A 15,860-nucleotide genomic window follows, 5' to 3' on the forward strand; every position below is an offset into this window, starting at 1 on the left:
AGCACCTTCTTCTTTTAAAATCTATTGCAAGCAGTGAACTTGGCACCAGTGTAAACGAAAAAAAACCTTATTGCCACTTCTGTTTCACTGAGCCGAGAGAGAAGATCTCCGGGCAATGGGAATCAGGTGATTAATAAGGTTTAATCCATCAAGGTTAGTCCACCACAATGTAGCCAATCATCGGACCGCCATGAGCGATATCAGCATGTGTCATACAAATGAGACGATACGTGCCTTCCTGATTGGCCGTAAAATGGACAACCGTCTCTTTGCCTTTCTGCACTTCGCCGCTGATGTTCAGCCCTTCGATGAGAAAAGGATGGCTTTCGCCATTCACACCATAAAGGCTGAGTTTGATCTTCTCGCCTTTTTGGATGACGACTGTGCCAGGATCCCAGCGATAGGATTCGATGGTCTTGCCCTCTTTGGTCGTCGATTTGAATTCCCCAACGACCATGTGAATGGTTCGTTCGGAAGTGGTGTCGGCCATAGTGGGTAGAAGGGTGTCGCGGCTTACGTACAGCCAGCCGACCAGAAGCAGGAGCAGCGCGGCTGCCGCCAGATAGAGATGCTTGCGTTTAACAATCCAAACACGGGACATAGGAATTCCGCCTCCTGTATATACCTACTTGTACATCTTATGCGGAGGCTTGTCAGCGCATGAATCGGATTCGTGAACCCGTTACCACCAAGCGGTGGGGTAACGGGTTCGGGTGGCCCGGTGGTACCCGAGGGCCACAAGCACGAGCAGCATAGCGCCGAGCAGCACCGGCGTCAGCAGGAAGCCCCAGCCCGCGCCCGTGAGCATCACGAGCAGCGGGTCGGCGCCGGCGGGCGGATGCAGCGTGCGCGTCAGCTGCATGAGCGTGATGGCGGCGCCGACGGCAAGGGCGAGGCTCCACGCGTGGACGCCGAAGGCGGTGAGGGCGCAGAGCCCGACGAGCGTGCTCAGCACGTGGCCGCCGATGAGGCTGCGGGGCTGCGCGAGCGGGCTTTGCGGCAGCGCGAAGGCGATGACGCAGGAGGCGCCGAAGGGCGCCATGAGCAGCGAGGCGTGGGCGACATTGCCGACGAGGCTGCAGAGCAGGATGGCGAGGAAGCCGCCGATGCCGGGGATGAGCACGGCAAGGGTTGAACGTAGGGATGAACCGGATGATGCAGGTTGATTCATGGGGTTATGCACTCCTCTTTGCGAATGTTAACTCAGATGGTATCATGAGATGATGTATTTGAAAAATGAATGAATTCGATGAGTGCCATTTGTATTTGCGATGGGTAAGACGAGGAGGGGATTAGGTTGCTGGAACAGTTGGACGGACGAAGTATGAAAACTTTTATTACCGTGATGGAAGAGAAAAGCTTCAGCAAGGCCGCGCTCAAGCTAGGGTATGTACAATCGACCGTGACCATGCATATCCATCAGTTGGAGCAGACAATCGGTCAACCGCTGTTCAGACGTTTGCCAAGGGGCGTGGAATTAACACCCGCAGGCAGAGAAGTAGCCCCGTATGCTTATCGGTATTTACAGCTTGGAGAATCGCTTCAAGATAAATTAAGCGGCTTGCAGGAGCCCAAGGGCGTGGTTCGCCTCAGAGCGCTCGAATCGTTCTGTGTGCCGCATATTCCGCGGCTGCTGCCGTCTTTTTTTGAACAGTATCCGCTGATTCAGCTGCAGCTGGAGAATGGCTTCCACCGCGACATCACCCAAGATGTATCCGCGTATCGGATTGACCTGGGGATTGTTCCACGCGATCCGGAATCCCGCCAGCTAACCTTCATCCCGTTAATTCGGGATGAATTGATTTGGGTGGGGGCGCCGGCCCTCGTCCAACGAATAGAGCTTGAAGGTTGGGAAGCGGTAGCGAATACCCAAGTCATCGGATTTGGAGGCCGCTGCGTGTATCAAACGATGGCAGCTCAGTTTCTGGCTGACCAAGGGCAATCGGCCTTCGCACCGATGGAATTTGAAAGCTCCGCCATGATTAAACAAACCCTTATGGTGGGTATGGGGCTAGCGTTGATGCCTTTATCGGCTGTTACGGAGGAACTGCAAACGGGTAAGCTTAAAAGGATGCCCCAAGAGAAAACAATTCCTCTGGAGCACGGGCTTATTTACCGCGCAGGCAAGGAATTAAGTCCGGCTGTGAATGCCTGCAAGGAGCATCTCATTTCTTGCTTTTCAGGACGCGAATTGCGTGTAAGTGGTTGACAGGAGCCTGTCTGTGATAGAATGTTGGGTAGATTTAGAAACGGTACATTAATGTGGGAAGAGGGTTAGGGATGGGTGAATTGATTCATAGTGTTTTGGTGTACTTGGAAGGACTCGGGTACTGGGGAATTTTCCTTGGCCTTATGTTGGAAGTCATTCCGAACGAGCTGCTTCTGGCTTATGCCGGTTATCTGGTTTCCAAAGGAGAGATTAACTTCATCGGCGCTATTATCTGTGCCGTTGTCGGGGGTACTTTAGCCCAAGTCGTGCTCTATTGGATTGGTCGCTATGGAGGCCGACCGTTCTTGGAAAAGTACGGCAAATATTTGCTGATCAGCAAGCATCATATTGATGTGGCAGAGAATTGGTTCAACCGGTATGGAACCGGCATGATTTTCACAGCCAGATTTATTCCGATCGTACGTCATGCGATATCGCTTCCGGGCGGTATGGCGAAGATGCCTTTGGGTAAATTTACGCTGTACACGGCTTTAGCACTGATTCCTTATTCTTTCCTCTACGTATTTTTAGGGATGAAACTCAAAGATAATTGGGAAACGATCGACGAGATTGCCGGGCCGTATATTAAACCATTAATTATAGCTGCTATTGTGTTAACTGTTTTATATGTCGGTTATCAGTTTTATTTGAAGCGCAAAGGGAAGTCTGCCTAAGTGTGAGTTGATTTGGCGCTTTCGGTTCTATTTGTTACAATAAAAAAGGAAGAATCACGATCATAGGAGGATGAGTAGCGAATGAGTACGAATCTCGCAAGTAAATTGCGCACGGGCTTGAAGCCGCAACAATTCATTGATGGCATGGAAAAAAATCAAGAGCAATTTTTGGCTTATTACAATGGATTTGAATGGGAAAGCGAAGATGATAAGGAATATTTCGATTCCTTGAACAATCGCGATGATTTGCGCTGCCTCATTGTTGCTGCAGAATGGTGCGGCGACGTTGTTCGCAATGTGCCTGTCGTCTTCAAAGCGCTGGAAAACAGCGGTGTTCCGGTTGAAGTTCTGATCATTGAGCAAAACTATGATGTGATTGACCAGTTCCTGACAGGTGGCGGCCGGGCGATTCCAATCGTTGTGTTTGTGGATACAGGCGGTTTCGTTCTTGGGCACTGGGGACCGCGTCCAGCCAAAGTACAAGCGGTTATGAACCAATTCAAAAAAGAAAATCCAGATCGCGAAGCTGCAGATTATAACGAAAAAATTCAAGTAGCCAGAGCCGAAATGGGCCGTCAATATGGCGAAGGTAACGGATACCATGCTGTTATTGTGAAGGAACTTCGTGATTTAATCGAGTCGTTCTAAGGGGAAGCTATGATTAATATTGAATCATTTGTATTAGGTCCGGTTGGCACGAATGCTTATCTGCTATCGGATTCAGAAACGAAAAAAGGCATCATTATTGATCCAGGAATGAATCCCAAATCACTGATCAAACGCATTGCTGATTTGGATATCGTAGCCATTCTCCTGACGCATGCGCATTTCGACCACATTGGCGGTGTGGATGAGATTCGCAAGCTGAAGAAGTGCCCCGTTTATATTCATGATTTGGAAGCCGATTGGCTGATGAATCCGAAGAAAAACGGTTCCGCACGCTGGCCCGAGCTCGGGGTTCTGATCGAAACGGATCCCGCGGAATTCGCGCTGGACGAAGGACAAACGCTTGAATTCCTCGGCATTAAGCTCAAGGTATTCCATACCCCCGGCCATTCACCTGGCAGTGTCAGCTTCTTGTACGACAAGCATTTATTCGGCGGGGATGTGCTGTTTAAGCTGTCGGTTGGCCGGACGGATCTTCCAGGCGGCGATAATAACACGCTGCTTGATTCGATCCAGGATAAGCTGTTTTTGCTGGATGATGACGTCGTTGTGTATCCAGGCCATGGCGCCAAAACGACGATTGGTTTCGAACGAGAGAACAATCCATATGTGTAACGGAGTGGACTGCCCCTATGGGGGCGGTCTTTTTTTGCGTGGATTTAAGAGGTTCTCCCTTTTTAGTTGACATCCACCGCAGATCGCTTTGCTTTAGAGGTTTTTGGTCATGAGTGGCATCTAATGAATTGTAGGATGCTTATCGACGAGAAAATGGCTACTTTGGAGATGTAATGAACTGGATTGGCGTTACCCGGTACTTTATTGCCCGAATGGTTAGCTATTACTTGAAATAGCGCATCTGGCATTCATTAGATTTTCAGAATGAGCGATATTGGCCTAATAAAGGGTATTGAGTTCGTAAGGAAGTTTGCGAAGGCGCATGGACTTGAAGACCTAGCCGCAGGCTAGGTCTTCTTAGAATTTGGATTGAAGTGAACGAGGAGTTACCAGTTGCCTCTTGGGAGGGAACTACAGTGCGCTATAATTCTGAGAAACCGCCATATTCCACGCCAGAGGGAACTACGGTCCGCTATTTCGTTATTTCTCGCTCAGAATCAGCAGGTTCCGCTTAGATAGCGGATCTCAGTTCCCTTGCATGCTATGTTTGCGCCAGTTCCCGCCATTTAGCGGATCATAGTTCCTTTTCGCACGACGCTTTCTGTCATTGCAAAGCCAAAGTGAACTAGGATCTGCGGAGGTTCCCGATTGCTTCATTTTCGCCACAACAGTGGAACTACGTTCTCTCTGCTGCGGCAGCGACCATTTTCCCGCAATGATGCGGGAGGTATGCTCGTTCGCCCATGACATCCAACCATTTTTCAGGACATCTGGGTGTTTACCGTGTTCGTGATAGGTGCTCCCCCATAGACTGATGTTGTAAGCTATTCACCCAACAGAAACGATAAATGACCTGAAATGTTGAATGGAATCTGCTTTAAACGTCTTTCCAAATTCTAAGGAGGTGCACTTTCATGGAATATGTTAAAGCTCCAAACTATCCGGTGCAACCAATGCCAATGCCGGCTCCAGCACCAATGCCTATGCCAATGCCAATGCCTTTACCGGTCGTTCAACCGCCTGCTCCAATTATGCATAAACCAGTTCACAATGACATTCATCTGCACGCATCGTATCAACAAACCTCGTATGTTTTCCCAAAACCTGTTCATGTGCAGCCTGTAGCTGTAGCTAAAGTTTGTTCGCATAATAACTCCGTAGGCAGTATTCTCGTACTCTTCATTCTACTTGTCATCATTACTCGCGGCATTATTAAATGTTGATTGGCTGAAAAAATTTCTTTCGACTGATCCACCAAAAGTAATCCGTTTCGGGCTGTTAGAGGTCTGGAGCGGGTTATTTTTTTATGTCAATGTCCATCGTGAGATCAGTTATGAATGAAGGGAAAAGAAGGGGGGAGACTATAGTCAAAAGTAGATCTGAGGTATCAATATATGGAAATATGGGAAACAATTTTAAGATCTTTGTTGGCCTTTACCTTGATGATGCTTATCGCGCGAATCTTGGGAAAAACAACAATTGCTCAAATGACATATCATGATTTTGTAGCTTCAATTACATTAGGTGCCATTACCGCTAATATTGCCTTTAACGATAAAATAGTAATTTGGAATCTACTGACAGCAACGGTTACCTTTGCCGGAATTGCTGTTTTGTTGATGGTACTAGCTATGAAAAACCGGAGACTGAGAAACTGGGTTTCTGGAAAACCGACCGTATTAATTCAAGAAGGAAAGATTTTAGAGAACAATATGAAAAAAATTAAGATTACTTTGGATACGTTAAATCAAGAGTTAAGAGAAAAGGATATATTTAATATTCAAGAGGTTCAGTATGCGGTTCTTGAATTGAATGGGAATATCTCTGTGCTGCGAACTCCGGAAAGTATGCCAGTAACGAGGAAAGATTTAAATTTGATCATGACTTCAAAGCAAAATTTTCCAATTGAATTAGTGATGGATGGTACTATCATTGACGCCAATTTGGGACAAAATGGGTTGACAATGGATTGGCTTAATAAAGAAATAGAAAAGAAGGGGCTAATAATGAAAGATATTAATTACGCTGTTATCAGCTCTAATGGGAATGTATTTTTCGACGAATATAAGGACTATATCAGTAATCCAATTGATAGAGAATAAACGATCAGTATGATCGGAGCTATCGCCCAATTGATAATGAGAATTAATTTCAATTGTGATATGATAGTTTTAATAGATCGTTATGAAAGGAATGGCCAATTTATGAGAATTAGCGACCATATCGTCTTGTGGAATCATGTTCTCATCAGAGTGATGGATGTTCGCCGCATGTTGCTGGAGCCTGGCGAAGTGATGCGCGGATATCGCGTACCGACAAGCGCTTTCCTGTATGTCACGAGCGGCAGTGCCCAGATGTACATGGACGGGATCGAAAGCCGTATGGAGCGATTCCATGTTCTGCATGTAGGTAAGGGGCTCAGTCTCGACATTGTGGCTGCGGAACAGTTGGAATATTTCATGGTGCTGTACAAGGCAACTTTGCCGCTTCCGAGCCGATTTGAACTCGTCAGTTTGATGGAGCGCGAGAATCCGTTCCAGTTGCGCTATAGCTTGTCGCCTAAGTTTCCGATATCTTGGTTGGAGAAGCTGGAGCATATGTATCAAATATGGCAGGCACCCAGTCCGCTCGATAAATTTAAAGTGAAGACGTTATTCTATCAATTGCTTTACGAATTGCTAGAACAGCTGCACGAACAAGGGGTCGACGTCATTCGTCCCGATCTCGTCAGCCAAGCCGTCTATTATATGGAGGAACATTATCAGGAACCAGTGACGCTGGAAGCCTTGGCGGATATGCTGGAATGTACGTCCAGACAACTGCTTCGATTGTTTAAGAATCAAATGGATACTAGTCCAATTGAGTATCTGATCCAGTTGCGGGTCAACAAGGCTAAGGAGCTTCTCATCTATACAGACAGAACGCTGAAAGAGATCTCGGAGAGTGTCGGCTACGCGGACAGTTATTATTTTAGCCGGATATTCAAAAAGCAGGAAGGTGTTTCTCCCAAAAGTTTCAAAGAGTCGTATGATCGGGAATGGCGTCGAAATAATCCATTCCCGGTGTCGAAATATTCCATTGTGGCGGGGGGGCTTAGACGCTATAGTAGTAATGATTATGAGAATCATTATCACTATAAGAGAGAAGGAGATTCACAAATGTATAAGAAGACAAGAGCATGGATGACTACGATGGTCGTCATCTGTTTCACATTACTGTTAAGTGCTTGCTCGACCGGGGGGTCAACGGCAACGCCTACTGCAACCAATGGAGTGACACCGCTCCCGGCCGCTAGCAGCGCTCCATCCGCCGCCGCGAATAAGGAAGCTGATGCTCCGCGGGTCATTAAACACGCGATGGGCGAAACGACGATCAAGGGTACGCCATCTCGAGTCGTGATCCTGACCAATGAGGGGACGGAAGCGCTGCTCGCGGTCGGCATTAAGCCAGTGGGAGCCGTTATGTCCTGGATCGGAGAGCCATGGTACGACCATATCAAGAACGAAATGCAGAATGTAACTGTCGTCGGGGATGAATTGCAGCCGAATCTTGAATTGATTGCCAGTTTGAAACCGGACTTGATTATTGGGAACAAAGTGAGACAGGAGAAAATTTACGATCAATTGAAACAAATTGCACCTACGGTGTTCGCGGCTGATTTGGTCGGGGATTGGAAAGTCAATTTCAAGCTGTACTCAGAGGTGGTAAATAAGAAGGATGAAGGCGAGAAAGCAATGGCTGCTTTCGACAAACGTGTTGCGGAAGTGAAAGCGAAGCTCGGCAGCAAAGCAGCAACGAAAGTTTCACTGGCGCGTTTCTCGGCGACACAGGTGCGCATTTACCAGAAACAAACATTTGCTGGCGTACTGCTGGGCCAACTGGGCATCGCACGTCCCGAGTCGCAGGACAAGGACTCTTTCATTGAGGTTATGAAAAAAGAAAATATCGCTAAAATGGACGGAGATGTCCTGTTCTACTTCGTCTCGGAAGCCAAAGGGAAGAAGGATGCTGCGAATGTGGTGAAAGAATGGATGAATGACCCGTTATTCAAAAACTTAAACGTAGTGAAAGCCAATAAAGTAATTCAGGTAGATGAAGGGATTTGGAACTCCGCAGGCGGATACAAAGCGGCTAACTTGCTCCTGGATGAATTGATCAAGTATTTCGATGTCAAATAATACGGCAGCTTTGCTGCACACACGCAAAAGCAAGATGATCGGATTGACAGCGGGAGCTGTGTTTCTGATCGTGCTCGCCGCGGCAAGCGTTTTACTAGGGGCGCATACATACGGACTTGGCGATTTGTGGATGAGCTACAAGCATTTCGATGGCTCCAATGAGCATTTGATTCTAAGAACGACCCGGGTGCCGCGGGTTCTGGTCGCAGCTGCCGTAGGCGCCAGTCTCGCAGTAGCGGGCACCGTCATGCAGGTGTTGACGAGAAACCCGCTGGCCTCCCCTTCTATATTTGGCATTAATTCAGGTGCTTCGTTATTCATCGTCATCGGGCTGGTCCTATATGGATCGGCCCTTACGATGAATACGATGATTTGGATCGCTTTCGCCGGTGCGCTGTTCGTCTCGGTCTGCGTCTACGCAATCGCGATGCGGGGCAGCTGGTTCGAGCCGATCAAGCTAACGCTGGCTGGCGCGGCGATGGGAGCTTTTGCTTCGTCGATCACGTCGGGCTTGATTCTGATTAACAAACAGTCGCTGGATACAGCCTTGTTCTGGATGATCGGGTCCGTCTCCGGGAGGAGTTTGGACCATTTGCTGTCGGTAGCCCCCTATATGGCGATTGGCTTAGGCCTAGCGATGTTTTTATCGGGCTCCCTCAACATTATGGTGCTGGGCGAGGAGAGTGCCCGGAGTCTGGGGCAGCGTGTGACGCTCATCCGGCTGCTGTCGTCGCTTGTCGTCGTACTGCTCGCCGGAAGTTCGGTCTCGGCTGCCGGTCCGATCGCATTCGTCGGACTGATCGTTCCGCATCTGTGCCGGTCGCTGATTGGTCATGATCACCGGTGGCTGCTGCCGTGCTGCGCATTAAGCGGAGCCGTGCTGCTCGTAGCGGCGGATCTGGCGGCGCGTTTCGTCCTGATGCCTAAGGAGGTACCCGTCGGTATCGCAACGGCGATGCTGGGCGTACCCTTTCTGATCCATGCAGCAAGGAGGAAGCAGCATGACTAATTCACGCTCGAGAAGATCGGCTGTGATCATCATCAGTTTACTGCTCGTGACGATCGTGCTTTCCATGGTTAGCCTCTCTGTCGGCAGTGTAAACATCCCGCTAAAGGATGTTGTCCGCTCGTTGACCGGTCAGAACTTGGGCAGCTCAGAGCTGATTCTCATGAAATTCCGGCTTCCGCGAATCCTTGCCGCGATCTTAATCGGTGCGGCGCTGGCCGTATCGGGCGCCTTGCTGCAGGGCGTAATTCGGAACCCGCTCGCTTCACCGGATATTCTGGGTGTCACCGGAGGCGCATCCGCAGCGGCTGTTGCTTTCATGACGCTGTTCACAGGCTTCAGCATTCATTGGGTTCCAGTTGTTGCAATGGTGGGAGCGCTTCTCGCGGTCCTCATCAATTATACCCTCGCCTGGAAGCGGGGGGTATCGACTTACAGACTGGTGCTCATCGGCATTGGACTCTCGACTGCGATGGGGGCGCTCACCATGTTTCTGCTTATCAGCGGTCCGGCTTACTTGGCTGCTCAGGTGTTGAACTGGATGACGGGCAGCATCTACGGGACGAGTTGGAAGTACGTGCAGATCATCTTCCCCTGGATTGCCGTCTTTATCCCGCTCTCCTTCCTATATGCGAAGGAGCTGACGATTCAGACACTAGGCGAAGCGACGGCTATGGGGCTCGGCAGCCGGATTCAGGGTACCCGAGTCATTGTGCTGCTCTACAGCGTAGCACTTGCCGGTGCAGCCGTCGGGGTGGCAGGGATGATCTCGTTCCTCGGCCTTATGGCCCCCCATATCGCTCGCAAGCTCGTAGGCAATTCGTATACGCTCATTATTCCCGTTGCGGCTTTAACCGGCGCGATTCTGCTGCTGTTGGCTGATTTGGCCGGGCGTATGCTGTTTATGCCGCTTGATATACCGGCAGGGGTATTCACAGCAGGGATCGGAGCTCCGTTCTTCCTGTATTTATTATTCAAACGCAAGCCAATTCGTTGATAATAGGCAAACAATGGTCACTGGGCGTAAGCTGCCTGGTGACCTTTTTTGGAATTTGGGGTGAACGCGGAGTTACTACAGCGGCCTTGTGCGAAGGTAAGGGAACTACAGTACGCTATTCTAGCAAAAAGTGGCATTATCGCGAGGTTGAAGGAACTACAGGATGCTATTTTGCTGTTTGATGGGAAATTCAGCGTTTTTCGTGGAAATAAAGCCCTGTAGTTCCGCTATGACCCTCGCGGTCCTGCTATTTGCCTAAATAGCGACTTGTAGTTCCATTACTAGGATTTGTCACTGGTGGAAGTGGTGAAAGTATTGACAGAATTAAGATGCTATCCTATAATTTAAACAATCGTTTAAAACGGTCGTTTAATAAAAGGAGTGGTTTTCATGAAACAAGCAATAAGCGGATTTTTCAAACAAGGAACGACGAAGGTTGGTATCATCACAGCCATTACATTTCAACTGTTATTCAGCATTATTTGGATGACAGGGTACGCAGGCGTATCGGATAATACAGGCAATTTAAAGATTGCGATCGTGAATGAGGATCAGGCGATGGGCAGTAAAATCGTTCAGAATCTTCAAGCCAATCTGCCTTTCAAAACGGAAGTTATCGCTTCCAATGAACAAGCGCAACAGATGCTCGACGATCGAGAAGTCCAAATGGTGATGAAAATCGCGGGTGATTTTACGAAACAATTGCAAACGGCAGGGCAAACGGTGCCCATTACGTATACGATTAATGAATCAAACCCGTCGATGACGAAGTCCGTCATGCAAGCCGTAGCAGGTAATATCACATCAACCGTCAATAAAGAAGCTGTGGCAGCAGGTGCAACGGCCGTGCTTACCCAGATGAATCCGAAACTGCCGGCTGAGCAAGCGGGACAAATCGGTCAAGGATTGGCGACCAAAGTAACCTCCGATATTCAAAGTACGAATAAAGTCAAGGATATGCCGAATCAAATGCTGCCGATGATGCTCGTGCTGGCTTCCATCGTTGGGACGATGATCATGGGAATGAACTTTAGCGTGTCAACTAAAATGCTCGGTGCCTCTGTTTCTAAAGGCGGTCTGCTAGGCGCTCGTATCATGGTGACTGCCGCTGCGGCAATTGTTGTGGGTCTCATTAGTGCGATTATGGTTGTTTCCTTAGGCGGGCATGTGGAGAAAGGCTTTATGGCGTTATGGGGGTTCGAATCTCTGTTTCTATTAACCTTTGCATTCGTTGCACAAATGTTTTTGACTTTGTTTGGGAACGCAGGTATGCTATTTAACATCGCGATGTTATCCTTGCAATTGGTCTCATCAGGGGCGATTGTCCCGCGTGAGCTTTTATCAAATTTCTATCATTCAATCAGCAACGCATTCCCTGCAACTTATGCCGTTAATGGCGCTATGAACATTTTGTTTGGCGGTCCCGGTGCAACCAAAGAAGTTGGGTTCCTTTTCCTCATCGCAGGAATTGCACTTGTCGTGGATATTGCCGTTGTCTTTGTGAAAAAGACGAAAGCCGCGCCTGTCGGGCAACAGCTTCAAAAAACTGCGTAACCTAATAAGGAGGGCGCTACCGCAGTGGTTGATCAAGAGTTAGATATGAAAATGAAAATTCTTCTGGCAGCGAAAAAGCTGTTCGCCAAGAATGGTTATGACGCAACCAGTGTCCGTCAAATATGTGAGGAGGCCGGGGCCAATGTGGCTCTGGTTTCCTATTATTTTGGGGGAAAAGAGAGCGTTTTCCATGAGATTTTCAAACAATTTTTCCCCAATGACAAATTGAATGCTTTATTTGATATTGAAGATCCTTTGATTGGCATTAATTCGATCATATCAGAAGTTATCGTGATCAGAAATCAGGACCCTCAATTAATTGCAATGATGCAGATGGAGATTATTACGATTACCACGCGGGTGGATCATATGAGGGAAATTGTGTATCCCATTTGGAAAAAACTCAGAGATTTTCTCGATAAAGGTCGGAATGACGGGATTTTCAAGTTCGATTCTCTCGATAGCACGCTGATGTTTGTGTTGGGATCGATCTTTTTCTACAAGCAGCGGGAGTTTTTTGAACTGATGTTTACGGAGGAGCGGCCTGATATGGACACGCTTATTCGACAGACCTCAGCCTATGTGCTGAATGGCTTGGGTTATCAAAGTAAAGGAGCTGGAAGTGAGAATGGATAAACGTTATATCGTCTGTTTAGGGGAATTATTGATTGATTTTGTACCGGAAGTGAATGGGCAAGCCTTGGCGGATGTGACCAGCTTCCAGCGGGCGGCGGGCGGAGCGCCGGCCAATGTGGCTGCGGCGGTCGCCAAGCTCGGCGGCGACGCCAGGTTTATTGGCAAAATCGGCCGCGACCCGTTCGGCGATTTCCTCGTGCGCACGCTTGACGAAGTCGGCGTGCACACGGCTGTTGTGCAGACCGACGAGGCGAAGACCGGTCTGGCGTTTGTATCGCTGCGCGCGGACGGTGAGCGCGATTTCTTGTTTTTCCGCGACCCGGCGGCGGACATGCTGCTGCGCGCAGACGAAGTCCAGTCGCAGTGGCTGGAAGACGCAGCGGTCTATCACTTCGGCTCGGTATCGCTGATCGCCGAGCCTTGTCGTACGGCTACGCTCGACGCGGCTCGCCGGGCCAAAGATCTTGGCGCATTGGTGTCGTATGACCCCAATGTGCGCCTTGCGCTGTGGCCGAGCGCTGACGCAGCGCGGGCCGAGATCCTTGCGCAGCTTCCGCTTGCGGATGTGGTCAAGGTCAGCGAGGAGGAGATTGAATTCCTCCTCGGCGTGGACGCGACCACAGGTGCGCAGCAGCTGCTGCAGCAGGGGCCTAAAGTGGTGATCATCACTTTAGGTGCTAAGGGCTGCCGTGTCGTGACCGCACGGCAGGATGTGGTAATCCCCGGCACGCCTGTGGCAGCCGTGGATACAACCGGCGCCGGCGACAGCTTCGTCGGCGGCATGCTCTACCAGTTGGCGTCGCTGGGCGTGACGCAGAGAACGATCGTTGACGCGCTGGCGGAGCCTGGCGCGGCGGAGCGTGTTTTCGCCTTCGCCAACCGTGTCGGCGCGATCACGACCACCCGCCGGGGAGCGATTCCTGCACTGCCAACGCTTGCTGAAGTGCAGTAAAAGCGTGTGACATAGTTCTTATTTTTCCGGAACGAGTAATGTGTGTTGTTCTAACGAACTGTATCGTGTTTATAGTCGAATAATTTGCTTCTTTATTTTTCTAATGAACTCAGTCGGTGTTATGGGGTAGTGTACAGGCGGAAAAGTGGCTTTTTGCAGAAATAGCGTGTCTCGGATTCGTAAAAATTTCAAAATGCTGTTTTTTGCTGAAATAGCGGTTGCTGAGTTCGTAAGATATATATTGAATCATGGAAATTTATGTGTTATTTTTAGGTTATAGCTTTTTGCGAAGAACGCAAATTTCGGATGGATGTCCGAGGTTTGCGTTCTTTTTGTTTCCAGGTGTGCCCAGAGGCACGCATGATTTACTCCAGCTATGGGGAGGGGGTGAGATGTTGAATCGCAGGAGAAGCCTGCTTATTAGTGTGGTTTCAGCGGTGTTAGCGGCGGCTTTGGTGTATGGGGTATATGTGCTGCAAGTGAATCAAGTGGAACTGCAGATGACGATTCGGGTGGTGGTGCCTAAGGATTTTATTCGTGCAGGTGTCCTCGTTCGAGAGGATATGTTGGAGTTTAGAATGGTTCAGAAAGGTAGTTATACCTTAAGCATGCTGACGAAGATGGATGAGGTGGTTGGGCAGGAGACACTGATTCCACTAGGGAAGCAAGAACCTATTCTGAGGTGGAAAGTGAATCGCTATCACTTGCTTCCGAATGAGCGGCAGGCTACTTTTCAAGTGCCTAAAGAGTACTTGTTATCGGTTTCCAATGGCATTCGTGCTGGGGACAGAGTTCGGGTCTATTTGTCATCTGCGGATGGCAGTTCGCGGAGACTTTTTGAAGAGCAAGAGATTACAGTTGCCTCAGTGAAGTCCTCTGCTAATGTCGAGGTGGATAATCCGAAGAATTCAAACCTGCTTTCCAAAGTAGAGGGGGACAAGGAGAAGATGTACGCCTCCCGCTTGGAAGCCAACGGAGCAATTGACCAGATTAATCTGAATCTAGCCGAGAGCGAGTGGCTTGAGATCGATCAATTGTGCAGCTCGAAGAAAGCGAAGCTGGTCATTGCCTTTAGCTCGACTTCGATTCTGGCAGAAGATTGAAAGGAGGCGTTTGCATTGAATATGGGGCTGATTTCCAATGACCAACGATTAATCGATGAAATTATTAATGTGGTTTATATGAAACCATTAGATTGGATTGTCGCATCTGAGGCAGAAGATTTTGCTAATAAAGCAAAGGGAATCGCATTGTCTCATGTGATTATTTCGGATCGGGAGTTAGACTACAGTCATTTGGAAGTGTATCTGGAAGACTTGCAACAACAGAATACGGAGTTGCGGATTATGGTTATGCTTTCGAACTACCATGACGCTTTAATTAATGACAAGTACGTGAAAATGTGCAAGTTGATGCGATTGGATTACATTCAACCAGGGCGGAGTACAGCGGTGATCGCCGATGACATTCGGGCATGGGTCGATGGGGCTGGAGGGGATCAAGCGAATACGCAGCCAAGAGGAAAACTGCTCGCCTTTGTAGGTTCCACTCCTAACATCGGTACGACTTTGGCTTCATTTGGTGTAGCTTACTCTTTGGCTCTAGAAACTTCTAAGAAGGTAGGATTCCTTTGTTTAAATCTAAAAAGTTCTAAACTTCATCGCTATCTGGGTCGAGAAGAGCATGTTTTTACACTGGATGGTCTGAGGGCAGAGCTGAAAGCACAAAGTCTTACTCCCGACAGACTGTTGCAAGTATGTGATAAGCCCAAAGGAGGTCATGGGCTGCACGTCCTCTATGGGAATATGCTTCGTGAGCAGGCGGAGTTTTTTTCTCCATCCGAAATTGTGCATCTGCTGCGAGTAGCAAGGAGATCTTTTGACATCTGCATTATTGAAGTGAATGCATACTGGGATAATGCGGCAACGGTTTGCGGGCTTTTGGAAGCCGATAGCAGAATCGTCGTAACGACCGCGGATATCGCTCATTTTCAAGAAGATTTCTCAAGATGGATCAAGCAGGTCGGCTCCGTTTTCGGGCTGCAGGCGGATAGCTTCGAGCTGCTGGCTGTTCAGACAGATTGGCATGCCAAGCATAGTGAGTTCACGATCAAAGATATTCGCAAGGAAACCCAACTGCATTTAATCGGCCAAGTTTCTAAGCACGCAGATGCGCTCTCGCGCTGCAATCAAGGAAAGTTGCTTGATCTGCTTGCAGCAGGTCATCCCATGCTAGAGGAGGTAGGGGCAGTCTCGCGCAAATTCATAGATTACTACAAATGGCCAAGGAAGGTGAGTTTACGGCAAGCAACCTGGTTGCAGAAGATGATAACAGGAAGACGAGCAGCAACCTAAATTATGCATGGAAGAGGTG

General features: G+C 48.8%; 16 protein-coding genes. 14 read left to right on the plus strand and 2 right to left on the minus strand.

Annotated features, from left to right (window positions below; all coding sequences use genetic code 11):
- Positions 1-154: 154 nt before the first annotated feature.
- Positions 155-601 carry a cupredoxin domain-containing protein gene (locus LOZ80_RS36175; RefSeq protein WP_238169001.1) on the minus strand — a complete coding sequence of 149 codons (447 nt, stop codon included), beginning with the start codon at positions 599-601 and terminating at the stop codon, positions 155-157.
- Positions 602-682: 81 nt separating this feature from the next.
- Complete coding sequence (locus LOZ80_RS36180; RefSeq protein WP_238169002.1) at positions 683-1,171, minus strand: HPP family protein; 489 nt, start codon at positions 1,169-1,171, stop codon at positions 683-685.
- A 126-nt stretch (positions 1,172-1,297) separates the two neighbouring features.
- Here LOZ80_RS36180 and LOZ80_RS36185 point away from each other — a divergent pair, with 126 nt between their 5' ends.
- The 14 genes from LOZ80_RS36185 (at position 1,298) to LOZ80_RS36250 (ending at position 15,841) form a co-directional block, all read left to right on the plus strand.
- The gene (locus LOZ80_RS36185) at positions 1,298-2,209 is read left to right on the plus strand and encodes a LysR family transcriptional regulator (RefSeq protein WP_238169003.1); all 912 of its coding nucleotides are present in this window, start codon (positions 1,298-1,300) and stop codon (positions 2,207-2,209) included.
- 71 nt (positions 2,210-2,280) lie between these two features.
- Positions 2,281-2,883 (plus strand): undecaprenyl phosphate transporter UptA, encoded by a 603-nt coding sequence (locus LOZ80_RS36190; protein WP_238169004.1) that lies wholly within the window; start codon positions 2,281-2,283, stop codon positions 2,881-2,883.
- Between the two features lie 81 nt (positions 2,884-2,964).
- Positions 2,965-3,531 carry a thioredoxin family protein gene (locus tag LOZ80_RS36195; protein ID WP_189011877.1) on the plus strand — a complete coding sequence of 189 codons (567 nt, stop codon included), beginning with the start codon at positions 2,965-2,967 and terminating at the stop codon, positions 3,529-3,531.
- 9 nt (positions 3,532-3,540) lie between these two features.
- On the plus strand, positions 3,541-4,164 hold the full coding sequence (locus tag LOZ80_RS36200; protein WP_238169005.1) for an MBL fold metallo-hydrolase: 624 nt from the start codon (positions 3,541-3,543) through the stop codon (positions 4,162-4,164).
- Positions 4,165-5,078: 914 nt separating this feature from the next.
- Positions 5,079-5,387 (plus strand): hypothetical protein, encoded by a 309-nt coding sequence (locus tag LOZ80_RS36205; protein WP_238169006.1) that lies wholly within the window; start codon positions 5,079-5,081, stop codon positions 5,385-5,387.
- Positions 5,388-5,558: 171 nt separating this feature from the next.
- Positions 5,559-6,266, plus strand: a complete 708-nt coding sequence (locus LOZ80_RS36210; RefSeq protein WP_238169007.1) for a DUF421 domain-containing protein — start codon at positions 5,559-5,561, stop codon at positions 6,264-6,266.
- A gap of 102 nt (positions 6,267-6,368) precedes the next feature.
- Entirely contained in the window at positions 6,369-8,342 is a 1,974-nt protein-coding gene (locus tag LOZ80_RS36215) for an AraC family transcriptional regulator (protein WP_238169008.1), read from the plus strand.
- A complete protein-coding gene (locus tag LOZ80_RS36220) occupies positions 8,332-9,351 on the plus strand; it encodes a FecCD family ABC transporter permease (protein WP_238169009.1) in 1,020 nt (339 codons plus the stop codon). The genes LOZ80_RS36215 and LOZ80_RS36220 overlap by 11 nt, the downstream gene beginning before the upstream one ends.
- Positions 9,344-10,345, plus strand: a complete 1,002-nt coding sequence (locus tag LOZ80_RS36225) for a FecCD family ABC transporter permease (protein WP_238169010.1) — start codon at positions 9,344-9,346, stop codon at positions 10,343-10,345. The genes LOZ80_RS36220 and LOZ80_RS36225 overlap by 8 nt, the downstream gene beginning before the upstream one ends.
- 390 nt (positions 10,346-10,735) lie before the next feature.
- Positions 10,736-11,899, plus strand: coding sequence for a YhgE/Pip domain-containing protein (locus LOZ80_RS36230; RefSeq protein ID WP_238169011.1), 1,164 nt, complete (start codon positions 10,736-10,738; stop codon positions 11,897-11,899).
- Positions 11,900-11,923: 24 nt separating this feature from the next.
- The gene (locus LOZ80_RS36235) at positions 11,924-12,535 is read left to right on the plus strand and encodes a TetR/AcrR family transcriptional regulator (RefSeq protein ID WP_238169012.1); all 612 of its coding nucleotides are present in this window, start codon (positions 11,924-11,926) and stop codon (positions 12,533-12,535) included.
- Entirely contained in the window at positions 12,528-13,487 is a 960-nt protein-coding gene (locus LOZ80_RS36240) for a PfkB family carbohydrate kinase (RefSeq protein ID WP_238169013.1), read from the plus strand. The genes LOZ80_RS36235 and LOZ80_RS36240 overlap by 8 nt, the downstream gene beginning before the upstream one ends.
- 392 nt (positions 13,488-13,879) lie before the next feature.
- Positions 13,880-14,590, plus strand: coding sequence for a CpaB family protein (locus LOZ80_RS36245; RefSeq protein ID WP_238169014.1), 711 nt, complete (start codon positions 13,880-13,882; stop codon positions 14,588-14,590).
- A 15-nt stretch (positions 14,591-14,605) separates the two neighbouring features.
- Positions 14,606-15,841 carry a CpaE/TadZ family protein gene (locus LOZ80_RS36250; RefSeq protein ID WP_238169015.1) on the plus strand — a complete coding sequence of 412 codons (1,236 nt, stop codon included), beginning with the start codon at positions 14,606-14,608 and terminating at the stop codon, positions 15,839-15,841.
- Positions 15,842-15,860 lie beyond the last annotated feature (19 nt).

Origin of the sequence: Paenibacillus sp. HWE-109 (assembly GCF_022163125.1) — a bacterium.
Classification (GTDB): Bacteria; Bacillota; Bacilli; order Paenibacillales; family NBRC-103111; genus Paenibacillus_E.